This window comes from Niallia sp. FSL R7-0271 (assembly GCF_038005785.1).
GTDB lineage: Bacteria > Bacillota > Bacilli > Bacillales > Cytobacillaceae > Niallia.
Window position 1 is genome coordinate 1,073,864 of sequence record NZ_JBBOTZ010000002.1, and the last position, 24,734, is coordinate 1,098,597.

The 24,734-nt window shown below is 33.6% G+C and carries 24 protein-coding genes and 2 pseudogenes; 4 read left to right on the forward strand and 22 right to left on the reverse strand.

Going from position 1 to position 24,734, the window contains the following annotated elements; genetic code table 11:
- Positions 1–32: 32 nt before the first annotated feature.
- Positions 33–323: a hypothetical protein gene (locus MKX82_RS25395; RefSeq protein ID WP_251645799.1), complete on the reverse strand. Its 291-nt coding sequence runs from the start codon at positions 321–323 to the stop codon at positions 33–35.
- Between the two features lie 181 nt (positions 324–504).
- On the opposite strand from MKX82_RS25395, the gene MKX82_RS25400 reads away from it, so the two are divergent.
- Positions 505–744, forward strand: coding sequence for a DUF378 domain-containing protein (locus MKX82_RS25400; protein WP_233315181.1), 240 nt, complete (start codon positions 505–507; stop codon positions 742–744).
- 90 nt (positions 745–834) lie between these two features.
- Here MKX82_RS25400 and MKX82_RS25405 read toward each other — a convergent pair whose 3' ends face one another.
- The 8 genes and pseudogenes from MKX82_RS25405 to MKX82_RS25435 form a co-directional block, all read right to left on the reverse strand.
- Positions 835–1,029, reverse strand: a complete 195-nt coding sequence (locus MKX82_RS25405) for a hypothetical protein (RefSeq protein ID WP_233315180.1) — start codon at positions 1,027–1,029, stop codon at positions 835–837.
- 151 nt (positions 1,030–1,180) lie between these two features.
- Positions 1,181–2,242: an NAD(P)/FAD-dependent oxidoreductase gene (locus MKX82_RS25410; RefSeq protein ID WP_341081041.1), complete on the reverse strand. Its 1,062-nt coding sequence runs from the start codon at positions 2,240–2,242 to the stop codon at positions 1,181–1,183.
- Positions 2,243–2,450: 208 nt separating this feature from the next.
- Entirely contained in the window at positions 2,451–2,633 is a 183-nt protein-coding gene (locus tag MKX82_RS25415; RefSeq protein ID WP_233315178.1) for a hypothetical protein, read from the reverse strand.
- Between the two features lie 35 nt (positions 2,634–2,668).
- Positions 2,669–3,196: a restriction endonuclease gene (locus MKX82_RS25420; RefSeq protein ID WP_341081045.1), complete on the reverse strand. Its 528-nt coding sequence runs from the start codon at positions 3,194–3,196 to the stop codon at positions 2,669–2,671.
- Between the two features lie 346 nt (positions 3,197–3,542).
- Positions 3,543–3,926, reverse strand: coding sequence for an immunity 22 family protein (locus tag MKX82_RS25425; RefSeq protein ID WP_341081047.1), 384 nt, complete (start codon positions 3,924–3,926; stop codon positions 3,543–3,545).
- Positions 3,927–4,064: 138 nt separating this feature from the next.
- Positions 4,065–4,271, reverse strand: a pseudogene (locus tag MKX82_RS30495) (immunity protein Imm33 domain-containing protein); the annotation flags it as partial.
- A gap of 569 nt (positions 4,272–4,840) precedes the next feature.
- Positions 4,841–6,025, reverse strand: a complete 1,185-nt coding sequence (locus MKX82_RS25430) for an RES family NAD+ phosphorylase (RefSeq protein ID WP_341081049.1) — start codon at positions 6,023–6,025, stop codon at positions 4,841–4,843.
- A gap of 82 nt (positions 6,026–6,107) precedes the next feature.
- On the reverse strand, positions 6,108–6,305 hold the full coding sequence (locus MKX82_RS25435; RefSeq protein WP_341081050.1) for a hypothetical protein: 198 nt from the start codon (positions 6,303–6,305) through the stop codon (positions 6,108–6,110).
- An 82-nt stretch (positions 6,306–6,387) separates the two neighbouring features.
- Here MKX82_RS25435 and MKX82_RS25440 point away from each other — a divergent pair, with 82 nt between their 5' ends.
- Together MKX82_RS25440 and MKX82_RS25445 are read left to right on the forward strand one after the other, a co-directional pair.
- Positions 6,388–6,738 carry a helix-turn-helix domain-containing protein gene (locus tag MKX82_RS25440; RefSeq protein ID WP_341081052.1) on the forward strand — a complete coding sequence of 117 codons (351 nt, stop codon included), beginning with the start codon at positions 6,388–6,390 and terminating at the stop codon, positions 6,736–6,738.
- Positions 6,739–7,098: 360 nt separating this feature from the next.
- Entirely contained in the window at positions 7,099–7,269 is a 171-nt protein-coding gene (locus MKX82_RS25445; protein WP_445738858.1) for a transposase, read from the forward strand.
- A gap of 62 nt (positions 7,270–7,331) precedes the next feature.
- Here MKX82_RS25445 and MKX82_RS25450 read toward each other — a convergent pair whose 3' ends face one another.
- Positions 7,332–8,063: a hypothetical protein gene (locus MKX82_RS25450; protein ID WP_341081053.1), complete on the reverse strand. Its 732-nt coding sequence runs from the start codon at positions 8,061–8,063 to the stop codon at positions 7,332–7,334.
- Positions 8,064–9,033: 970 nt separating this feature from the next.
- On the opposite strand from MKX82_RS25450, the gene MKX82_RS25455 reads away from it, so the two are divergent.
- On the forward strand, positions 9,034–10,020 hold the full coding sequence (locus MKX82_RS25455) for a hypothetical protein (protein ID WP_341081056.1): 987 nt from the start codon (positions 9,034–9,036) through the stop codon (positions 10,018–10,020).
- A gap of 247 nt (positions 10,021–10,267) precedes the next feature.
- Here the strand turns inward: MKX82_RS25455 and MKX82_RS25460 are convergent, their stop codons facing one another.
- From MKX82_RS25460 to pbp4, 12 genes and pseudogenes are all read right to left on the reverse strand, one after another.
- Positions 10,268–11,425, reverse strand: a complete 1,158-nt coding sequence (locus MKX82_RS25460) for an HNH endonuclease (RefSeq protein ID WP_341081057.1) — start codon at positions 11,423–11,425, stop codon at positions 10,268–10,270.
- Between the two features lie 31 nt (positions 11,426–11,456).
- On the reverse strand, positions 11,457–13,277 hold the full coding sequence (locus tag MKX82_RS25465) for an AAA family ATPase (RefSeq protein WP_341081059.1): 1,821 nt from the start codon (positions 13,275–13,277) through the stop codon (positions 11,457–11,459).
- Positions 13,278–13,611: 334 nt separating this feature from the next.
- A pseudogene (locus tag MKX82_RS25470) lies at positions 13,612–14,409 on the reverse strand (IS110 family transposase); the annotation flags it as partial.
- A 217-nt stretch (positions 14,410–14,626) separates the two neighbouring features.
- Positions 14,627–15,343 carry a recombinase family protein gene (locus tag MKX82_RS25475; protein ID WP_341081061.1) on the reverse strand — a complete coding sequence of 239 codons (717 nt, stop codon included), beginning with the start codon at positions 15,341–15,343 and terminating at the stop codon, positions 14,627–14,629.
- A 588-nt stretch (positions 15,344–15,931) separates the two neighbouring features.
- On the reverse strand, positions 15,932–16,147 hold the full coding sequence (locus tag MKX82_RS25480; protein WP_233315173.1) for a hypothetical protein: 216 nt from the start codon (positions 16,145–16,147) through the stop codon (positions 15,932–15,934).
- The gene (locus MKX82_RS25485) at positions 16,144–16,632 is read right to left on the reverse strand and encodes a hypothetical protein (protein WP_341081064.1); all 489 of its coding nucleotides are present in this window, start codon (positions 16,630–16,632) and stop codon (positions 16,144–16,146) included. Before MKX82_RS25485 ends, MKX82_RS25480 begins: the two co-directional genes overlap by 4 nt.
- Before the next feature lie 234 nt (positions 16,633–16,866).
- A complete protein-coding gene (locus MKX82_RS25490; RefSeq protein ID WP_341081066.1) occupies positions 16,867–17,160 on the reverse strand; it encodes a hypothetical protein in 294 nt (97 codons plus the stop codon).
- Positions 17,161–17,290: 130 nt separating this feature from the next.
- Positions 17,291–18,079, reverse strand: coding sequence for a hypothetical protein (locus MKX82_RS25495; protein WP_341081068.1), 789 nt, complete (start codon positions 18,077–18,079; stop codon positions 17,291–17,293).
- 179 nt (positions 18,080–18,258) lie between these two features.
- Positions 18,259–20,301, reverse strand: a complete 2,043-nt coding sequence (locus MKX82_RS25500) for a peptidoglycan D,D-transpeptidase FtsI family protein (RefSeq protein ID WP_341081069.1) — start codon at positions 20,299–20,301, stop codon at positions 18,259–18,261.
- Positions 20,302–20,407: 106 nt separating this feature from the next.
- A complete protein-coding gene (locus MKX82_RS25505) occupies positions 20,408–22,204 on the reverse strand; it encodes a BlaR1 family beta-lactam sensor/signal transducer (protein ID WP_341081071.1) in 1,797 nt (598 codons plus the stop codon).
- Entirely contained in the window at positions 22,204–22,596 is a 393-nt protein-coding gene (locus MKX82_RS25510) for a BlaI/MecI/CopY family transcriptional regulator (protein WP_233315168.1), read from the reverse strand. Before MKX82_RS25510 ends, MKX82_RS25505 begins: the two co-directional genes overlap by 1 nt.
- An 87-nt stretch (positions 22,597–22,683) precedes the next feature.
- Positions 22,684–24,723, reverse strand: coding sequence for a penicillin-binding protein PBP4(5) (gene pbp4, locus MKX82_RS25515; RefSeq protein ID WP_341081075.1), 2,040 nt, complete (start codon positions 24,721–24,723; stop codon positions 22,684–22,686).
- Positions 24,724–24,734 lie beyond the last annotated feature (11 nt).

A 24,734-nucleotide genomic window follows, 5' to 3' on the forward strand; every position in this document is an offset into this window, starting at 1 on the left:
GATATATAAAATGAAAGTATATACGGTTTATTTTATTTATTATTCTTAACCCACTCAATAATCTCCTCTAAATGATCCTCCAAATCAATTGCCACTGTCCCGTCTTCCGGTATTTGTCCAAGCCCGTTTTCAAGTTGATTTATCAGTCCACTTAATTCAGCTAAGCTTTTATCTGAACCTTTCTTTTTCGCTTTTTCCATCAGTTCAATGAATTGGGCATCTTCTTCCAGTTCTCCGACAAGGCTCCATAGTTCATGAAGAACTGTTTCTAATTTCACTGCTGATTGTTGTACCTTTTGTAGTGTTGCGATTGTTTTTTCCATATTTGATCCTTCCTTGTATAAAACTATTAAGTATTTATAGAATATCTCTTTCTGTATGTTATTACAATAAATTATCAGGCGTTTTGAAGGTTTATTGGACCTGTTAGCTGTTTCAAGCTCCTCAAAAAAGTGTATATACCATAGTATAAGAACTTAAAACTTTTCATAGGAGGTCCTATTAATGTCTTTATCCATTCTCCAAAAAATCACCCTAATTCTAAGCATCATCGGCGCCATCAACTGGGGCTTAATCGGCTTCTTCCAATTTGATCTTGTTGCAGCAATCTTTGGTGGGGAGGATGCTGGGATGTCCAGATTTATCTTTATTCTAGTTGGTATATCAGGTCTAATCAGCATCAGTATTCTTAATAATAGCAGAACAAGCTTGGAAGCTGGGCGTAATTACACGACAAACCATTAATTACTTATGAGCTGGTCAATTGGCCAGCTCATTTTATTTTGAATCATGCAAAAAGGCATCCACTTGGATGCCTGATAGTTTTTATATGTATTAACGGACTTCTAAAGCCTCTTCATTCGTTACTGGTCCATCCATTTCATTAATGATTTCTAACATTTCTGCTCTTAGCTCTTCCCATTCGTTTAATGGCAGTGCTACAATTTTCTTCCCGTTAGCATTCTCATTTACTCTTTGTGCCTGATCAATCCAACGCCAAACTTGAAATAAAAATTGTCTATCTTGCATGATTGCATCTCCTTTTTTCAATATATTGACCCCTTACTTTATACAATAATTCGGTGGAGGATTCTTAAATACCTTTCTCTTCATAGAAGCTTTACAAAAGCTTAAAAAAAGAGGCAAAGCTTCATGCTTTCCCTCTAATTTATATTCACTATTAATGTCTCTTATGCAGCCACAGCACTCCGCTTTTTGCGAGTCTTGGCAAAAGTCCTGTGAATGATTTTTCAAACATGTTGCCGAAACCATCATTTTTGCCGAGTGATCCTAATGTTCCTCTTAGTTTGATTTCTCCAGGTGCTTTTGGTTCTCTGCCTGTAAAGATATCATGGAGGATATTGGCGATTTGTTCTCCTTGATGCTGTGCTAATTGTCCGCTTGGTGAGAAAGTGGAGGATGCACAATCACCTACTACATATACAGAAGATTTTTCTGGAACTTGATGAAAATTATTAACAATAACCTTTTCGTATCTGTCCTTTTCAAAAGGAAGCTCACGAACTAACCGATTTGGTCTCACACCTGCAGTCCATAGGGTTACATCTGTTGAAGTACAGACACCATTATTGCAGATTGCGCCTTGTTCCAAGTATTCGATATTAGCTTGGTGAATGATATTAACATTGTTTTCTTTGAACCATTTTTCAACATATTGTTGAACTTTTGGTGCAAACGGACTAAGTACTGCCTTACCTCGGTCATAAAGGCTGATGTTTAAATCTGGACGGCTTTCGCGTATTTCTGAAGCCACTTCCACTCCGCTCAACCCTGCACCAATAACGGCAACATGCTGGTAGGATTTTAATTCATTCACTGCCAGTGCCGCTCTTCTTGCTTTAGAGATAGTCTGCACACTTTCTGAATATTGCTCTGCGCCTTCCACATTGTGATAGTTATCTTCACAGCCTAACCCAATGACTAAATAATCATAAGGAACTGGCTCCGTTCTGTCTGCCATCACGATTTCATCTTTATCACTGTCAATTTTAATTACTTCCCCCCACACATAGTCCACTTGGTCATGTTTAGGAAAAGTCATTCTTACTTGTCTGTCAGACACCGTTCCAGCAGCTAAAGCATAGAATTCGGTCTTCAAGCAATGGTAGGGATTCCGGTCAATTACAGTAATTTGAACATCTTTTGGTAATTGTTTATTTAATAGGTCCTGCAGTATCTGGAACCCGCCGTAACCTCCGCCTAATATTACTAGTTTCTTCATGTAAACACCTTACCTTGTCAGCAAATTTAGATACATAAATCAAAACATAAAAGTAAATCAAGCAATCTACTTAATTGTATCTGTTTCTGATATTTTCCGCAAATACACTTTGGGAATAGTGTAAATCTAAAAAACTAACACCTCTATTGTTAATTGCTTATCTAGATTTTGCTTTTCTCTTTCATTTAAATAGGCTTGAAAACGACCTTCATCTCCAATGCCTGGATCTAAATTTAATCTTATTTATATCTTGGTCAACTACATGTTTAACACTATGTATCGGTTCTAAGTTTCCTCCACCATACGGACGATTAGCTAGCGGAAGAAGTACATTAATTTCTGTATTTTGATTAAAGTCCTTTATTATTTCTAGAACTTCTCTTACTTTCATATAATACTCCTTCTGATTTATAAGTCCTTCAGTATTTAAGCGCTTTTTCTCATCTCATTCATCCACTTTATAAGAGTATCACGGTCAACAAGTTTGACATCATTTGATGTCGCTAACCCTTTTGCAGGTTTCGTATAATAATTATTCGTTATTACCCAGCACTCATCTGCTTTATAATGGCTTTTTGCAGCTGCAATTTCTTGAACAGCTTTAATCCCTACCTTATTTTTATACCTTTTTGCTTGAACGATAATTTTTTTATTATTGCCATGTAAAACTAAATCAGCACCATAATCCCCTGTGACAGGTGTCTTTTTAACTACATACCCTTTTGACTTTAGTAAAATATATAGATAATCCTCAAAAAGGCTTCCTTTCATCTTATCTATTTCCAAAATACCTGATCTTTTAATTTTGTTGTACTGTATAAGTTTAATGATAAAAACTAACAATAGCCCTGTTCCAAAAAACACTATTAATCCAAAAGTCAAAGCTGGATCGGCAGTTAAAATACCCCAAAACAAATCAAATCCCATACCAAAAGATTCTGAAAAACTTGGCAAAACAATCTCCTCCCAATACTAATTACCTATATATAATAGCATATATTTACCATTGAATTTCTAAAATATTGTTTCTAGTATTTGTATTCACCTGTTTCAAACTTCTAATAGTTTTTTTTAGGTTTTAACACTGCATTTCTGTAAATAACTGATAGCTTATCATTAGATTTATAACTTATGGGCTCTTGAAAATTATTAATAAAAACCTTGATAGTTTGGGTAATCAAGGTTTTCTTTTAATGATATGTTATTTTGCTTTTACTGCTTCTTTCACTTGCTCCACTAATTTTATTTAGCCAATTTAGTGGGGTTAGTTCAATAGTTGGAAAATAAATTACTCCGAGTATTAATCTACATATTCAGCTGTACCTACAAAATTAAGTTCGTATACATAATTGTTTACTGAATTTATAGATTTACCATCTTTAATATAATTGTAGTTGTAAATCAAAATAATGGTATTGTAGTTAGAACATAATTTAACATCCATAAACAGCTTTATCAGCTGATCATCATATGAAAAACCCATTAATAGCTCTTTTATATTATCTTTAGCATCTAGTATCCAATCCTTCTCTATTAAATCTCTATCATAGTAGCCTATTTTAAATTCCCTTTCAAAAGTTGAAGGAATACTATCTCCATCTTCATCATATTTCACTTCTATATACTTTTCTAACTCATCAAATTCGGTAAAGTTTCCCAACCACAAAGAAACATAATTTTTCATATCTTATTTCCTCCTAAGCCATCTGGTAATCCATAACAACATTCTTCAATCTGTTACTAGTCTATTCGTTTACTCCTTTAACAAAACTATCATTGTCAAGAACTGAATTAATTATTTTTAGAATTTCCATAAATAAATCTATAAAGAGTCTTTAAAAACATCTACATCGTTTTCGTTTAATACTGCTTGTATTTCATTATTCTCAAAAACAACCATATAGTCATTTGGTAAAGCAAGAACTTGTATAATCTCTGGTTTAATTTTTAGTAGTTGATAAGCATATAAAACATACAACTCTATAGTATTATCATCCTCTACAGGACCTATATACCAACCTGAATCTCCTACTTTGTATTATATATTCAACTATGGGAGAAATAAAATTTCCAGTACATTCATATGGAGTATTGATTTATCCCAAACTAATTGGGGAGAAAAATTTAGTATAATTTATTATAATTAGTAATTATAAAACTATTCTTTAAAAATTATAAAAAACTATTATTATTCAAAATAACTTGCTAGGCATCTATTTTACTAGTAATAACTTATTATTATGAAGTTTTTTAAGGCTATATTAAAGTGCAAGGAGGAGTTGAAAAGAAACATTACAGAAAATTGCAAACAAAAAAACATAGTGATTTGCCCACGATTTTATATGAAGAAGCGGACATTTTAGCCTTGGCAAAGTTAGATAACTGGCCTTTGAGGCTCTTAGACTTGCCCATAGAGGCTTCATTTCAAATCATTTTATAGGTTTCCACTTTTCATTGCAATAATGTATTTAAATCTTGCAATCTTATGTATTTTTGCAAAACACAGTAGTAAATAAAATAAAACCGAACACCTTATATGCTCGGTAATAATAGTATATTTTAAAAATGAAGTATCTGAATCATTTTGTAAAAAACATTTTAGAACGGCAATAAATCTTCATCTTGGTTTATACTATCAATTAGTTCTCTAAACTCTTTTGTTGAGGTTCTAAAATGTGAGTTTTTTTCTGATGGGATTACTTCAGTAATTATTAAATCTCTACTCCTCTTATAATTAAATAAACAATAATTTGCTCCTTCTCCCCTAGTACTGTTATATATTATCCCTTTATAGTTATTAGCCATAAGACATTGAGCAATAAAATTAGGGAAAACATACTCCTGATTTAAAACAAATCTTTTGTTTAGGGACGGAATAGAATTAAAGATTTCAATATCAAGCTCTCTAACATCCCATATCAGCATATCCTTTAATATTAAAAATTCAGCAATATCCAATGATTCCGTATCTAAATTTAAATTTAATTCATTTATTATAACATTTTGATTATCTGCAAGATATAAAGTAGATATACCTGGGGGATTATATCTTCCTTGTACTGGAAGTCCCTCTGGAGGGTTCCAAAGTTCTTCCGGAATAAATGCTGCCATACGTTCAAAATTATTTCTCTTTCTTCCACGATACAATCTTTCACCGGACTCTAACAAAGAAATACCTGAGATTTTTTTGGTTTTTATCATATTAAATATTTTCTGACCTACTGGATGATTTAAACCTAACATTGGATTCTCAAGCAAATAAAGAATAAAATTGTTACCATCCGTTTTTGTAATGTCAAAAGTTTGCACCACTGTTTCTAATTCAACTTGATACCATCTATCTACTTCATATGAAGTAACATATGGCTGATCACTTTCTAATTTGTTATGACAACTTGAACAATATATGTGTTTATATACTTTTTGCTTAATTTCATTGGGCAAGTCATATCCCTCAATTAAATCATAAACTGTCTCTAAGTCATCCACATCACCATACTTTTGAGTGTAAATAATTTTATCCACATTACAATATTGACATTCACCGATTTCTTCTTTTGACAACCTTTCAGCTATTAATTTACTAATTTCTTCTTCAAAATCAATTTGGTTTGTTATTATATAAGAACTATGCACAATACTATTATTGCAGTTTGAACACTCTTGAATATCATTACAAACAAAGCCTCTAATGGTGCTATGAATATCGTATATATTCCAATCATCAAGTATTTCAAAAATTCTACTGTATTCATAGCAGTTATTACAATAGATATCTTCCATCTTTATTCCTTTCGTAACAAAAAAGTACTATATCCTTTATTTCAGCCGGGTATAATACTTTTTGTTTATATATTTTTCAGTTCTAATTTGCTATAATCTTTTCAAACATTATCTTTAATTCATCTATACTATTTGAAATATCTTTTTCTGTAGAATTTTTATTATTGTTATATTCTTGTAAACTATCATCAATATTATTTAAGCTATCTTTAATTTCTATTAGAAGTTTTTCTTGATCTTTTGTTTTTGACTGTTCCTCATTTAACTTTGAAGGTTGCAACGCATAGATTATACAGGAAGTCACCCCAATAATACATAATGTTATAAGTGAATTTCTTAAAAAATAAATTGAGGTGAAAATAATGTCCAACTTATTAAAAGTGGTAGGGGAACGAGTTAGATATTTCCGAAAAATGAAAGGGTTAACTCAAGAAGAATTGGCAAAAAAAGCAGACATTCATTATACCTATATTGGTGGTATAGAGCGAGGAGAAAGAAATATATCTTTGGAAACTATTGAAAAATTAAGCAAGGCTTTAGATGTCCCACCATCCGTAATTTTCCAAAATGAAATATCAGATTTTTCTTCGAATGATTTAAATAGAGAAAAAATATTAAAGCTTCATAACCAACTTTTAGATTCGAGGAATACTAAAGAAATTTTATTAATTCATGAAACTGTTCAAAAAATTATAAGTTTAATTGACAGTTAACCTATCTTAACCTATAAAATTAATTGCTCACTTAATACAAGTAAAAAAGATAATCCTGAATTGAAACAGAATATAGAAAATCGGTAACTCATAGATTTAAGTAATTCTCGAATCCCTAATAACATACTTTTTTTACAAACATCGAAAAATAAAATTCAAACAGAAATAAAGCAAACCTTTATTCGGTTTGCTTTATTTCTATGTAATGAAATTCTTCCTTAGCTTAGACTATTTAAATTAAATCGTTAGATCTATTTGAGATATTTGTCCTTCACAGATTTGTCGGGTTTGGAGTTAGTATAGTTTTATGGACACAATTTAATTAAGTCCTTACAATTATTTTGAGAGGATGTGTCCGAATTGGAACGTAAACCTGCAGGCAAAAAATATAACGATGCTTTTAAGAAAACGATTGTGGATTTGTATCATTCCGGCAGCCCGGTTAAAGAATTAAGCAGGAAATATGGCGTATTAGAAGTAACGATTTATAAATGGGTGAAAGACTTAACTTTTTTGTGTCCAAATTATTGACTCAAATCCAGGTTCCCCAAATGTGTGCGCGAATTACCTTTCTCATTGTAATACTAACATTACTATCTGATTAACCCATTTTCATCTAAATACTCTAACAATGCATTTAAATCATATCTGGGCAACTGTAGTATAAAGGCCATCCTATTTCCTAGTCCACCTAAAGATGTACCCACTACAATAGCTCTCTTGCGGTCTGCTATCCATATTCTATCATGAATTAAATCCGTGTCAGTCTCTGTGAATCTAACCCCATTTTCACTTGCTAAATTTTTAATGTCCTGTTTAATTTGCCTAGTGTTTCCCATCCTTGAATTAAATACAATATGTATTCGACGAACTTGAGTAGAACTAATACGACTTGCTTTTGCAAATTCTTGGACATATTCTTTTGATTTCGCTGTCATACCGCCATATATATACGGATCAATTACAATCAAGTTTTCTGCATCCTTGGTGAAATCGCGAATTTCTTTTAGTCCCTCATCCCGAGCTTGCTGCGTACTTTTTTCACTTGTTTTTGCAACTAAAAAGCTTAAAGATTCCTGATTTTCATCACCTAACCTACATCTAACTCCAGTACACTCTGATAGTTTATTTAATTTTTGATTAATAGCTTCTGTTTGGGTTATCAGATGTGAAAAAAGAAAGTCAGAATCGTGCCAATAATATTCTCTTGCTAATAGTTCTTTTTTTTCGGAATCACCAAATTCTCTATTTTCGAGTATTTTCTTTAAAATTTGATTTCGCTCCTCTAGGATTGAAAATAACTTTTTTTGAAACTCATCTGACATAACTAGTTCTCCTTTTTTAAATACAAAAATATGTATGTTTTACATAATACTTCATCTCTAAAAGTTTTTTTAAAGTATTTTGCTGTACGTTTTATTTCTTTATGGGGCTAGGCTATAACACACAAACATATTCATTAATTAATACATGAATACAAAACATGACTTTACTTAAAAAAATACTAACGCTCTGTTAAACACCTCCTTCTCAACAGATATTCGACAAATAAAGAGTTTACCCTTTTAAAAAAACAAAAATGTTCTTTTTAACGAATTATTTAATTTGCAGTTAACATTATGAAAAATTAAATAGGAACCATCTGTGAATACCTTACCTAACAAAAACAGTGGTTGGAATAATAAGTAAACTGGGGAAGTGATTAGTTATCACAGAACAAAACAACGTGTTGAAGAAGCATGTAAACAAAAAGATAACAGATCACAAATCAAACATCGTTCCATAATAAAGATAGTAAATTCATTAAGTCTAACAGTAATGGTACTGTCCTTTTCCACCAAAACAATAATTCGTTGTCCTATTTTTTGACAGTTTCTATTATTTTCTCCCACCACCTCCAAGAATTTCTACTTTAGATATGATAATTCGTTCTATTTTCTTTATAAAGAACCCTTAAGTCCTCATAATTAAAGACAAAGCTAGGTACACAGAGATCCCAGTCCTACTTTTTCTTTTGTAACACTTGTATAATAGTAAATTAATAACTCAAGGATTGAATTTTAATTATTTTTACATTTACTTACAATTTTAACTCCATCTGTGTTTAAGCGTACTCCTTTACAAACATTGAACATTAGTGCTTCTATACATAAATATTGCCCCTTTATTCGAATTTAATTTAGGTTTATCTAATAAATCTTTACCTGCTGAATCAAATGTTTTCATTACTCAAAATTTGTGTTTAAATTGACAATAGTAACAATAAAAATCCAATCTCAGAAAGGAAAGCTTAGGGTGAATTTTAATATTTCATATTTATTAGCCGCTATTCATGAACCTGAAGGGGCTAGACATGTATTTGAAACTATGTGTTCAGATTTAATTTATGAAGAACATAACAATGGCAAAAGCTTAAGTAAGGTTGAGTTTGGTCACATAGAAGGAGAACTTAAAAATCTTGAAGTAAATGATGAGAAATTACAGTATATAGAGATGAATGGTACTTTATATCCTGTCCGAACACATGGAGGTGATGGGGGATTAGATATTATTATTGAAGATGCTGACAATTGGATAGTTTATCAGTGTAAATTTTTTATTGATGGTCTCGTATTTGACAATAGTAAAAAAAGACATACACAAATACAAAACTCTTTTGATGCTTCAGTCAAAACAGCGAAAAAATATAATAAGAAAATTGTTAAGTGGTATTTATGTATTCCCATTAACTTGTCAAATGATGAGAGAGAAAAGGAATGGAACAACTTTAAAAGTGCAAACAAGTCAAAAGTAGAATTGATCGATATTATTCATAGACCTAATTTCTCTGCCCTACTCAGACGTCACAAAGATGTATTTGATGCTTATTTCAGTATATTTACCCCAACTGCAATGAATAAAATGGAATTAAGAAAATTACTTATAGACTATAAAGATGAAATTTGGAAAAGTTACCCCATACTATGTGTACCGCTTCCCCCAGAAAAACTTCCATTTTTGGAGTCAATTACATATCAGTATCGAGAACTGTTTAATTCAATCGATAGTTTATTTAAAGCTTATAACAATGAATTTGGGGATTTGTTTAATAAAATAGATACTCTAAGTGCAGAAACCCAGAAACTAAAAGAAGAATTTGATTTTATTAAAGGTGATGTAGACCATAAAAAATATGACAAATTCAGAATTAAAATCGATAAAAATATTGAAGAGCTGAGATCCTACAGAGACACAATTGAATCATTTTGCACTTATATTAAGAAAATTATAGAAAATCTATAGCCAATTTTGATTGGATTGGTAATCAGTTACCGTTCGTATGAGCAAAAAAAACGTAGCACTATTACTGTGCTACGTTGGTTACACATCCTGTTAAATTTATAATTACTTCTTTTGTCGATTTCTTTTCAATAGACTTTTATTACAACAATCGGGCGCTTTCCTTAAGAAAAAGGGAACCCCTTTTCATTTATATTTTCATCTACTTCCTTTAAAAACTTTTCTTTTGCTTAACTAGTGTATTTGGTTATTATAGATTATAATAATCCCGAAACTTTAAATAAAGGTCTCTAGTGAATTTCCCGAGAGATGTGTTAATGATCTCTTCTTCCTGGGCAGGGTTGTATAACGATAATAATAGTTCCTCTTTTTGGACACTCAATAATTTCGCTATTTCACTTATGACACTATCGGGATAATGTTTGTGTTTATTAATAAAAATTGGTATAACATTTTTATGCCGTTCATAGATATCTTCAATTAAAAACTTATCTAAAAATTTATCTGACTTAGTATCAACAACCCCGTTTTGATTTATGAATATTTTGTTATTCCTATTTTTTCCTTCTGCAGCAGCCAAATCTAAAGACAAAAAATCAAATCGATAGGCTGGAGATAAGGAGTTTATATACGGGTGCAAATAGTCGTCAATGTTCAAATAATCATTCTTCTTAATGTTGCTATTGCAAACTTTACAACTAGGAATCAAATTATAAAACGAAATAGCAAATAACGGAAATCTAGATCTTGGAAAATAGTGATCTAATTCTGGACGTGTTATTTCTTTTTTTGAGTTAACTACTGTGAACGTATAAATTCTATTACAGTAAGGACAAACATTAATATCTAGTTCCTCGCATAAATTATATGCTCCCCAATTTAGGGCAAGCTTTCCATCACGAAAATCATCATAATTATAAATACCTTCTAGTATCTTAAAAACTGACCCTTTATTTGTTATTTCAGGTTTAAAGACATCTTCTCCTGAAGCTGTTTTCAACATAGAATAATTAACAGTTAAATAATTTTGTGCAGAAATTAAAGCTGTAGGTTCACTACTTAAAATGCACTCAAAATAAATTACACTAGTCGGATCTAACATTTCAGCTAAAAGGTTCCTAATATTTGAACAATGAGTCAGGAAATAGGCCTCAAAGTCTCTATTGTCGAAAACTTCTTGTATGTTTTGTAGCTCCTTATACTTTTTAGTGGAAACCTTGGTCAAAAGACTTTTCATTTTAGATTTATTCATTTTAATATAGCGATTCAATTCAGTAAAATTTAAAGTTCCACTCAGAATATCGCAACAATTTAGATAGAATTGAATTGAATCATTTACTGGTTGCTTTAGGAGCCCTACATGAAGTTTCTGTACAGGCATATATTTTCTTTCTGGAATCTTAATCAACAAATCCACCTTTTCTCTTTACAAACCGTTGTTAATCCAAGTTATTTAATTCAATTCTTAACCTTCGTGCCCGCTCTTCTCTTATTTGTAATGAAGTTTCATTAAAAGCTAACTTATATAGCTGTACCATTTTAGCTTTTATTATTGGCTCTCCTATTATCTCTATCCATTGCTCTATCTGTTCTTTTTCAACTTCTTCGTAATTTTTACCAGAAATTATTTCTCTCAATTGACTAATCATCAAAGTTATTTTTTGCTTCGCAAATTCTCCTATTGTGTCGTTCATAAAAAATTCATTAGATAATAGAGTATGTATGTTACTGGCAAATGTTTCAGGTAATTCATCTAGTTTAACTCTGATAGACTTTCCAGTATTTTCTTGTTTTTGCAATGCAATAAGATTTTGCTTAGGTATGTCAGAAATTATAAAAGGGGAATGAGTTGTAAGAACAACTTGATATTCTTTGTAACCTATATTTGTTTTTTCAAGATAGTTTATAATTTGGCTTATCATAACCCTACTCCACTCAGGATGCATAAAAGAGTCTGGTTCATCTAAGAGCAATATACAAGTTTTGTTTTGTACATTTTCTACGCTTGTAATGGAGTAATAAATAGAAGTAAATAAATTTAAATATGCTTCTTCTCCTGAACTTAATGGCTCAACACTTGTATTAAATAAGCCGCTTACTGGGTTATAACCAGATTTCACCATATCTAAGTGACGTAGGAATGCTGAAATATGTTTGTTCTCTGATTCATAAACTTTTATTATTATTAAGTTTTTTTGAAAACAATTCTCAGGAATCTTTGATAAAACATCATATAATTGCTTATAGTAATAGAAAAATTCATGTTGGAAACCTATCGGGTCACCGATGACCGGATCCCATAACTGCCCAAGGACTTCTAAAATATCGAGTAAATATTTTTTAGGTCTATCCTTTCTAAATGAAACTTTTTTTATTAAAGTTTGAACCCTATTCATATCTATTTCAGGGTTTTCCATAAGTTCGTGGCATAAAGAGTGGATGCTACGTTCCAAGAAAGTATGGATAAAATATTCTTTTTTCTCTTTAGTTTCCATTGTTTCTGGTTTTAATATTTTTATGAAATTAAAGTAATCTCTCTCTCTATATTTCAAAGAAAGCTCAGTTTCCTCATTGTTAAAACTAGGCTTAATCGTAATAAAGATATCTGGACTTAGTTGAAAAAAATTGCCGGGAGAACGAGATTCCATTAATTTTACTGCGTTTCTAATAAACCTGTATTTATCAAATATACCTCTGACATTTTGATCAATTGCAAACCGCTGAAAAAAATAATAAGGATCTCTCTCTAAACTAAATGAAGACCCCGACCAATGTTTGCTAAATTTTTGTCGAATGTTAATAAAGTCAGCAAGTTGGTGTTCTTCTTGATCTTGAAGAAATCTTACAAACTTAAGCGAAGAATCCTCTTTTAACTCAACTACTATACTAAATAATCTACTAAGTCTTTGTGCAGATTCATTAAGAACTCCTAACTTCTGAGCATCAGTACCTTCTACAATAAATTGATTACCCGCAAGGTGGTAAATTATAAAGTATTCAGCCATTTGATTTGCATGATTAAAACGGTCGTTCATCCTATAACCCAGCAAGTCTAAAATATTAGTTTTACCACTTCCGTTTTCTCCAATCAATGCTGTTATATTGGTAATTTTTTCACCCAGGTTTAATAATTTGTTTTCTGATCTTTTTATCGTTAGTTTTCTAGAATTATCGTAGGTAACATTAAATTCCTTATCAAAAAAAAATTCCTGTTTCTCTGTGCTTCTAAACTTCTCAACCCATAAATAAATAAGCTTCATTTCTTCCTCCTTTTACATAACCTTATAATAGCATTAATACCGAATTTGGATAAGTCATTCTTCATAACATCTGCCTTATTACAATAATTTATTTATGTAACCATATGTCGGTGAAAAGGATATTTCGACATAAAAACATATGAGTTTAATGCATTACTTGGAGGTACCCATGTGCTAGCTGCACCATATCTAGAAGAAAGGCCATCATATTATTATTATATTTTCTTAAAACTAAATCTTCATAAGGAAAAATCTCCATCATATCCTTTTTTCCTTACTCTTGGATTTTTTGCTATAATACGGATAGGAGGAACTTGCATGTATGTTATTAAATTTGTAATTCTCTTTCCACCTTGCCTATTTCCTGCTTTCCAAACAAAATGTGGTGGACAATGCTTTCCAACAAAAAGTCTCGTGTTTCTTGATGTTCTTTTGTTGTATTTCCGTCCTCTTTTACTAGCTTCAATATTTCACTCGCTTTTTTCACCGAACAAGTATTGTTGCTCACTTCTAATAAGAAGGTGGTTAATTGTTTTATACTCACACCTTCTAAACAAGACGGTGACGGGTATCGTTCCCAAAATGCTAAAGCTGTTTTCCCATCCACCTCGGAGAAATACTTCTTATAGCTAGGGTAATGGTGACTCAATTGAATGTGAAGTTGGTTTTTTAAGGCACCTTGCGCCTTTACCAATGCATTTCTTCTAGTAACCAATTGTTGTATCGACCAATATAAATCATGTGGTTTTGCATCTGGCAAGTGATTGAGTTTGTTAAACAATATTCGTGCTACACATTCTGCATCCCAGCTATCATTTTTTTGTACGGTCACATGGCTTTTTCGTTCAGCGTATGAAAGTGCTGGATTTACTTCTTTTACAATCTGTCCATGGTCGGTTAAAAACTGTGCTAACGACCGTCCATAGCCTCCAACATCTTCTAAGCCAAATATAGGCTTCAGTCCTTCTTCCATCAGTTTATCAATATCTAGTAAAAACGTGGAGAAAGCAGATGGTTTATTTTCAACTGCTAATTCAGCTAACTTCTCTTGCCAACAATTAATAATCACTGCCACATGATGCTGTTTATGTAAGTCTACACCCACATAAATATGTTTCTGCTTTTCATGCATGGCTCATCCTCCTATTCTGTTGTCAATGATTGAATGAAAATGCCGGCAACCTTAGTTCGAGCGTTCACCTATTGGTGCGCATTGGTACGAAAGCCTATCCATTTTCATCGTTACATCGTAACTTATAAGAAAATGAGTCCCTTTTTTAAGTCACCTATTAAATTATTGCTTCATGTTTGCCACTTGCTTTTATTTGTCCGTATGTATAAATCCCTTGCTAAAAACTCTGTCGGTCTAAAATGCGTTTCACTTGTACTTTCGTAAATGCTTTCCCTTGCGTTGTTTGATAACCTTCTTTATTCAATGCTTCTTCCAACTTAGACAGTGACCATTTTTTATGTATCTGTTTCAGTTCAAACAACCGTTTTACTACTTCTGCATGCCCGTTATGTATTTTTAGTTCTTTTTCACCCTTTTGTTTGATATAGCCAAATGTCCCCCTTCCTCCTGCATATCCACCTTCCTTCGCTTTCTTGTTTCTTCCTTTTGTTAGCTTTAGCGCTATTTCAAGCCGTTGATATTGGTCTAATAACTCCATTAAGCCATTCACCAAAAAGTCATTCGGGTCTTTCTTATGGATACTGTAAAATGGCTGTTCAATACTCTTTATATCACAGCCATATCTCTTCAACTCTCGCTGTATCAACACCTTCACAATATCCGACCTCCATAATCGGCTTGTGTTCAGTACTACCACATAATCAACTTGGACAGACGAAAGGTGTTCCAACATCTCCTGTAAGCCCACCCTGTCTATTTCTAATGCTTCTTCATTTAGTTTGGCACCACTAATTCCTTCATCTCTATAAATATGAATCAAGTTTAAGCCTTGTTCCTTACAATATGCTTTGATTTCGTCTTCTTGATACTTCAAACTGTATCCATCTCTTGCTTGCCCTTGATTGGAGACTAGTATATACCCAACAACGTTCAACTTTTCACCCTTCCCGTTACGAAAATTAAAATTAATGTAACGCTTTTTAAACGAATAGCGAGTATTATACGACCGTCTCTAGTAAAAATACAACCCAATATTTATGTGCCAAAGTAAATAAAAAACACTCTTATACGTTACCCATTATTTTTCGACACGAGCATGTACGATCTCGTTAGTTTGTAGCCATTACATATCGTAAGTACCCCTGCCATGTAAAATGTCATCTCGCCTATTTATCGTACTTGTTATCTTTTCCTACTTATAAAACCAAACTCCATGATGGTACTACCATCATGAGCTCTCGATTCTCAAGCAAAACATTTTCTTATTGTCTCACTCAAATATCAACTGTTTTAATATAAATTAAAATAAAATACCTTGAAAGGCATTTAGCCAATCAAGGTAATCGAATTCATTCAAACTATTTATATATTTTAACTGTGCTCTTTATGAAGACCTATATAATAATAAATCCAATTAGCTGTTACTATCTCTTTCTTCTATGAATTTTAAGACACGGGTTATCGCCAATAGGTTTGAAACTTTAAATGGCCGCAGTTCAATCGCTTTGAATAGAGCTGTTTTCTACCTCTTATGCTTTTCAACAAATTGATTTATACCATCAAACACTAAATCTTTAATTAGCTCTGTATAGTTATTATATCCACCCTCTTTTTCAATGATGATGTCTAACATACTTTTTAATTTACCATCTATCATAATCGTTATACCTTCGACTTGTTCACCAGTTTTTTCATTCTCAAACTTTTCAGATAGTATACTTATTTTATTTTCACTCATATCTTTCCACCACTATTCTCAAAATTTAATAAATCAATTCCGTTTTCATCATACCAGTATTTATCTTCCCTATCTATCCTCGACAAAAAGTCCTCGTAGATCCCCCTCCAATTTCCTGGTACAAAATCCTCGTAGGAGGCTGGTTCTGGATACAATGAGTATAGTTCTTTTTTATCAAGGTTTACATATAATGAAGGTAAAAAACTGTAAAATGTATCCTCTTTTAATTTAGTAAGCATATTTAATTTAAGTAACTCTCTTAATTCTTCGGTTGAAACTGAATACTTATCTATTCTTGGAATAAACTCTATAAATGAACGCTCATCTAGAACTTCTATACCTTTCCTTTCATCATCTTCCTCTATGGAGTTTCCAATATTTTTAAGTCCAATTTCTTTAAATTTCTTATTATGCGTCTGCTTGCTTTTTCCTATCGAGAAACCATAAATTTTTTGGCGAAACATACCACTTGAAACTATTATCAACTAATAAACCTACTATAATATTTTCCAGCGCTTTAGGTTCTAATAAAATATTACTCAACTCCCCTTATTATTTTTTTATTCGCGAATTTTTCGCATGCTCTTCTATCCACTCAACCCAAGGTGCTGGAACTTCAAATGAATAGCCTGGTTTTGTTGGGTCTACGAGTTTTAGAGCTGTTCCACCTTGGTTTAAAGGATTTGATTTGTATCCAGCTTGAGGTATTGTATTTTCTTTTAAGAATCGTCAAACCACCTTGGAACGTCTAATTCAACAATATCAGCATTTCCGCCTCTCACTTCATTTATAAAGTAATTTGAATGCTCCCCATTATCTATACTTATATTTAAATCAGTATCTTTTTTGGGTATTGTTACTGTACTATCTTCATTTACTTGTATACGCTGTTGGCTTGACTTAGTACCCTCTTCACCTTGAACTCGTCTATATGTTACTACATCATCACCCGTACTCTTAGTAACTTCAGTCTTAGCCTTATCTCCCTTTACCTTCTCTTTAACCTTCCCCAAATCACCCTTAGAAACCTTAATCGACCTACCAGAAATCTTCCCGCCTCTAAAACCATAAACACTCCCAATTAAACTGCTAAAGATAATGGAATTAGATTCTAGCTTCGATAACCCTTCTCCAGTCCAAAGATTATATCCTTCTTTGGCTGCTTGGATTTGTTCGAGGTAAAATATCTGAATCAGGCTCGTTGTCTAACTTGACTTCTCCCTTTTTTATAGCATCATTATATGCTAGGCTTGCTTTGGCTGCATCTTGATCTGTGCGACCGTTTTTGCTGAGGACCCATGTATTGCCTACGAGCTTTTTCTCGTATTGACTGAAGTCATATTTCACTTCTGTTTTGCCAGCGGTTTTCTTAGTGGTGTTTACTCTGCTGGTGCTTTTAACAGAATGATTGGAAACTTTCTTTACGTTATTGTTTACATCGTGTGATTTAAACATAGCCATACTTGGACCAAGTGGAGAGAGTTGGCTGTTAGGTTGATAAATATTTGTTAGAAAGCCTTTATATTTTAATTGGCTTTTGCTTAATCCAGTTTGCACTAGCTGGTATGTTTTATGGACTGGTAGTTCACTAATTCGAACGGCTTCTTTTATCACGCCAGGGGCATATGGGACAAATGGTATTGCTCCAATCATGCTTTGGGTAATGCTTGCTTGGCGCTGTTCATTGGTGAGTTTGTTGCCGAACATATCTTTTCCTGTTAGATATTCCGATAGTCCATTTGCTGAAATAAGGCCGTATATGCCCATTTCTGTCTGTTCTAGTCTCAAATCTAAAACACATGAATACAAAATTGGGATTAATCTATTTAAAATTTCCTTTATGATAGGTGTAATAACAGGAAGAAGCGGGTGATTGTAGATGCGAGTAATACAACTACTAATAATTTTAATGTCTATAATGGGTATTTGCATTGGTATTGATATTTACTTAAACCCATCTAGCGCTTTACTACCAATATCATTAATATTGTATTTTATACTCTGTATTCTTTCTATAATAAATTATTTACAAAAAAAATAGCTGACGCATAGCTTCTTGATACAACAAAAAAAAGAGCATGAAGGATTTCAATGCTCTTGAAAAATAATCCTCATTCTCCCCCTGAATGCCCCTCAAAATAAGCTCGAAAAACTCTCTGACTAATCACATTAGCTGCACTATGCGGCTGGGCATAGCCATCAAGATAAGCATTAGGTACAATAACCGCTATCGAAATCTGCGGATTATCGTAAGGTGCATACCCTGCGAATGAGAGATTCCACGTCTTCACACCTTTTTTATAGGATTCAGAAGTTCCTGTTTTCCCTGCAGCATCATAGGCTTCATTGGCAAAATAGCTTCTGGCTGTTCCTTGTGAACCATTAGTTACCTGCCTGAATCCTTGTTGAACCCTTTCTAACATTTCATCATTCATATCTATTTTATTCAGTACCACAGGTTCTATTTCATCCACTACTTTTCCAAGCCCGTTGTCTGTATTATCGGCTTCACGGATTTCTTTGACAAGCTGTGGTTTCATGCGGTAACCGCCGTTGGCTATCGTGGTAATATATTGGGCAATTTGCATTGGTGTATAGGTGTCTAATTGGCCAATAGCGATTTGAAAATAGGTGCTGATATTTTTGCCTTTAATTCCTGCGGTTTCATTCGGAAAGCCAATTTCTGTCGGAATGCCTAAGCCGAATTGGTTAAAATAGTAGCGAATTGTCTCTATTTTATCTGGATTGATATTTAATGTGCCATTAGGGATATACTTGCCGTCCATCATTTCAATCGCGGTCTTCCACATATATACGTTGGATGATCGTTCAAGGGCTTTTAAATCATTGAGTACCCCCATGGATTGGTAGGAAGAAAAGGTCCCTGAGCCTTTAAATCTCATCACTTCATCTAGCTCTGTTTCGCCTATGTCTCTAACTCCTGTCTGATAACCGGTTAAAACTGTTGCTCCTTTAACGACAGACCCTTGTTCAAAGGCATATGTAAAGGTTCCTGGTGTGTAATCTGTAAATTTCTTTGTCTTTCGGTCATACACTTGTCCTGACATTGCCAGAATCCGGCCAGTTTTCGGCTCCATTGCCACAACGAAAGCTGTGTCGAGAAGATTGGTATGCGGCTTTTGAATGGATGCGATTAACTCTTCTTGCATAATTTTTTCCACTTGTGCCTGAAATTCCATATCTATCGTCAGCACGAGATCATTGCCGCTTTTTCCTTTAGACACAATCTCTGAGTCTATGATTTCTCCGTTTCTGTTCGTAATCGTATTTACGATTTTTTTTTGGCCTTGCAGCACACTATCGTAAAGCTCTTCGATATAGCTTTTGCCGACCCGATCATTCCGTTCATACCCTTTAGCTGTATAGTAGTCTAGTTTATCTGCGGGAAGACCTTCATCTGTACTCGTTACCTCACCAAGCATATTAATAAAGGTGTTTCCGAAGTTGTGCGCTCTCTTCCAATCTGTTGTTACATCAATTCCCGGCAGTTTTTCAAGTGTTTCAGCTGCTATTGCATATTCTTCATTTGTTACCTTTTCGTTTTTTAGCACAGTTTTTGAGAATGCTGGCGCTGTCGACAGCTTACGGTATATGGCTGCTAAATTTTTATCAATCGTTTGCAGCTCCTCTTCTTTAATACGCTCTAATTTTATTTTGTATAAATCCTTGTCTTTTACTTTCTCTTCTTCATATAATTTCTTTTCTGGCTCTGTAAGCAGCTCTTCGCCATTGTCATGTTCTAGAAGCCATATATCTTTTAAGTCACGTGATGTTACTTTTTTTATGTCTTTATTATTCATTACAAGAAATCCGGCTATTTTTTTGGACAGTTCAAGCAGCTCTTCCGGTTGAGGATTTAGCGGCGGTGTAAAGGTGATTGCCTTTTCCGGAATATTATATACTACTAGTTTATGATTTGTATCATATATTTTTCCGCGTGGTACGGAGGAGCTAACAGGCGTAACTTCCGTTGCTTTCACTTGAGCGGCATATTCCTCACCACTCACAATTTGAATGATGCCAAGGCGCACGATAAGTACGGAAAACAATATAAACACGGCGAAAAAAAGACCAGTAAGTCTTAGCCGCAATTGATGATTTGCTTTTCTACTTTTTTTAGTTTTTTGCTTCAAAGTAATCTTACCTTTCCGTATTGGAATTCAGCAATTAAATACTACAAATGTAGTATTTAATGAAGAATAGACCCAAAAAGACTAGAAAATCTTTTTGGGTTACTTTTTAGTATAGTTTTTTATCCTTTAAGATTTGCTTGGCAATTTTCATCGCTTCGCTTCCGCTAGCTTCTTTTCCATTGTTTTGGATATTGACTGCAAAATAATAGCTATGCTTGCCTTTTTCTATGAAACCAACAAACCAGCCATTAACATCTTGTTCGTTTATCGTGCCTGTTCCTGTTTTTCCATATAATTGGCTGTTATGATCGTCATCAAGTAACAACGTATCTTTAATTGTTTGAACATTTTCTGCTTTAAAGCCAAGCTTATTTTCTGATAGTCCATGTAATAACTGCACTTGTTCAATAGGTGATATTTTCAGCGTAGATTCCATCCAATAGTTTTCCAAATCACCTGAAATATCCTTATTCCCATAATTTAGCTTATCAAAATAAGCATGCAGCTGCTGTCTTCCTACCTCTTTATCCAGGTTTTGAAAATACCAATTGACTGAATTTCGCATGGCAGAGGATAAGTTATGATCTTTATCCCATTCTTTATACGGATTCTGTTGTCCATTCCACTTCTGTTCAGACTCCAGATTAGATATAACGTTAGCTTCTAAAGCGAATAGCCCTGAATAAATCTTGTAGGTACTATCAGGTGAAACTCTCTTTTTGCTTCTTTCTTGGTTGTATATTTGATACTGTTCACTAGCTGCATCGTATAAAACAAAGCTGCCTTTATAGCCTTCGAAATAACTACTTAAATCTTCATACGTAGTATTTTTTCCGTTAAAATGAAACACATCATTTGAAGTAGCCAATACTGTTGTCAGTGGCGTTATGCAGAGCACTAATACACTTAAAAACAGATAAACTGCTTTACTTTTCCATTTTAACAAGCTGGATTCTTTCGAAAAGCTGGCAATATGCAGGATTCTTTGTTTGATTTGTTTTTTTGTTCCGCCGATACCTGAAGCAAACAATTCAAAAGACTTCCCTTGTTTGTTACCTGCAAAGTGAATGATCGTATGGCCGTATTCTAGATAGCCCGCCTCATCCAATAGATTTAGAACAGAATCATCACAAGCTAATTCGCGGTCCATTCGCAGCCTTTTTTGGGCATACCATACTAGTGGATTAAACCAATATGCGATTTGTAAAATCCACATTAGATAATTAACCAGCATATCTTTGTTGCGATGATGTGTCAGCTCATGCAGAAATACATATTTCATTTCCTTGATAGTGAAAGCTTCCTGCATGTTTGTTGGCACAAGAATATACGGCTGCATGACTCCAAACGTAATTGGCGTTGTAATAAGACCAGTCTCTTTGAGGATTATTTTCCTTTTAATCCCTACGGCCTGTTTGCACTCTTCCAACAGCTCATTGACTCTAGTATTGTTAATCGTAACAGCAGATTTTTTCAACCTGCTAATTTGATAGTTTGAATAAAAAAAGAATCCAAGGCAAACTATCATGCCGATCATCCAGACAGCAAATAAACTGTCATGGACGATTGCTGGAGTTGTATTGTTAACTGAAATAGAAAAATCACGCATTATTTCCGTATCAGCTTCTTGAGAAGCGGTTGCGCCACTTATTGCTTCACCATGAGACATTGTTTTGTCCGAAAACGTCAGCAAGCTCTGAAGTGATTGCAGTCCTTCACTTAACCCGAAAAATTTCCATGGCAAGACGGATGCTAGGAGCGGCACAAACAGAAATAGCCAAATACGATAATGCGCTTTTACTGAGAGATGTTTGGTTAATACTTTTTTTAGCAAGAGATTAGTGCAAATAAGAAGGGATACCGCAATCGTACTAAGCAATAGCTGTTGTATGACGACATCCATTATTTATCGCCTCCATTTTTCTCCCTCATTGCTAAGATTTGCTTTAATTCTGAAATGTCTTCATTGGACAATTTATCATTTTCGATAAAATTTAATACCATCGAATTTAAGGTACCGCCGAAGAACTGATTAAGAAAGTTATCGCTTTTTTGCTCAATATATTCGTGCTTTTCAACGAGTGAAGTATAAATAAAAACTCTTCCGCTTTTTTTGGCCTGCAATGCCTTTTTCTTTACAAGCCGAGCCAGCATCGTATGGATTGTGTTCGGCTTCCAGTCAAAATCTTTAGCGGACAACTTCTCCACTACCTCTGGTGTCGAGATTGGCTCATATTTCCAAACTATATTCATCACTTCATATTCTGCTTCTGATATTTGGGGACTTTTACTCACAACGAAACCTCCTACTTTTACATCTGTAGTATTTATTATAGCATGAAGGCTTCGTTGCTTAAAGCATCGTTCTCATTTAACTTCCCCTTACTGCATCCCAAAATAGGCATACAGCTTTTCGATTAATGATTTATTCAGTTGGGTGGCTGAGCTTCCTTTTGTATAATTCTCTACAAGAGAAAGCATCAGAAAATTATCTTGCTCTGTATCAAAGGCGAGCAAAAAGCTGTTTTCATTGCCTTTTTCGCCTTGTTTCGATTTTAATTCTGCTGTTCCCGTTTTTGCAGCTAGCTGATATTGTGGGTTATAAAGCAGATGTGCGGTACCATTTGGATTGCTTACCACTTCTTTTAAGCTTCTTACCATTTCTGCCGCTGTTGAACTTAAAATAGCTTCTTTTGTTTTGGTACTGCCATTATCTGCGAGTAATGTCGGATAAACTATTTTCCCTTCATTCTGAAAAACAGTGTACATGACAGCCTGTTGAATAGGATTAATCAATAATTCTCCTTGACCATAAGCCGTATCTGCCAGAAGGATATCCGATTTAAATGTTTTTTCACTAGAAATCTGTGCTGGATTCATGGCTATTGGCAATTCTAACTCTTCGCCGAAAATAAACTTACTTAACCCATTTCTAAACACGTCTTCTCCCATTTCCAGTCCCTCTTGCGCAAAATAAATATTATCAGAATAAATTAACGCCTTGTGCATATCTACATTTTGCACATCGGAAACGCGGGTAACGGAATAGCCTCCCCAGCTTCCATCCTTTTTCCAGCTCAATCCATTTATTTGTCGGAGCTTATCTGGATAAGTGACATTAGCATCAAGGCCAATACTGGCGGTTATTGTTTTGAATGTTGAGCCAGGTGCATAGCCAACCGCAAATCGGGAAATAAATGGTTTATCCTCGTCCTTCGCATAGAAATCATAGTCCTGTTGAGAAATGCCTTGAACCATTTTATTAGGATCATAGGACGGAGAACTTACTAAAGCATATAGCCCGCCTGCTTTCGGGTTCATGACAACAGTTGAGCCTGCTTTGCCAGCAAATTGTTTAAATGCTTCTGATTGTATGTAAGAATCAATTGTCAGCTGAATATCTTCTCCATCTGCTTTTTCTACTTGTTGAATGACTTGCTTCTTTTCGCCATTTGCAGCAACAATTGATATCTCTCCACCGTCCTTGCCACGCAATTGCTTATCAAAGGCCATTTCCAAGCCAGCTTTTCCAATCATATCTCCATCAGCTAAACGGGGATTTTTATCGATATCTTCTTTCGTTACTTTTCCGATATAACCAATTAAATTCGCGGCCGCTTCTTTCAAAGGATAATACCGCAGTTTAATAGTTTGATAGGACACTCCTGTCACTTGTTTCGCTTTACTTGCTTCCATTGTTTTCATCGGAACAAATAAATCATCTTTGACCCAGCTTTGATCTAGCTTTTTATTTATTTCTTCTAGCGATAGATCAAATTGTTCGCTTATATTTTGAAGATTATCCTCTTTTTCCTGTCCTTCGCCTAAATCCTTCGGAACAATTCCCATCGACTTAAAGTTTTCATTGATTGCCAAGCCATTCCCTAGATGATCTTGAATCTCTCCTCGTTCTGCTTTAAAGTATTGATATGCTATTTTATCTTTGCCTTCCATGCCAGGGAAAATTAACGAAGGTTCCCACTTCACTACATAATTATCATCCGACTTAATTATTTCTGTTTTATATTTCAAATTCTCTAAACTTCCTAAAGGAGTTGTGAAGCTTAATTGATAAGACAATTCATAAAGATTGGTTTTCACCTTTTCTAATGAAATCTGTGAAGCATGTATATCCGTTATATTTAAACCATTGAATATACGATTATATTTATCTGTTACTTCTGCCAATGTATAATCTAACGATTTATATGATTGTTCATCGAGTACATTGTTTAACTTCTTATACTCCTTTTTTTCTAAAATTTGAATATAACCTTTTGCTGCTCCTTCGAATGAAGCATAATCATTTTTGTTCAGTAATGTTAGAACTAAATAAATCCCCCCGATACTCAATAAAATGATTAAAAACGATAGTAAATAAGGTTTAAATTTCTTACGATTGTTTTCGACTCTACTATTCAAGCTCAATCACT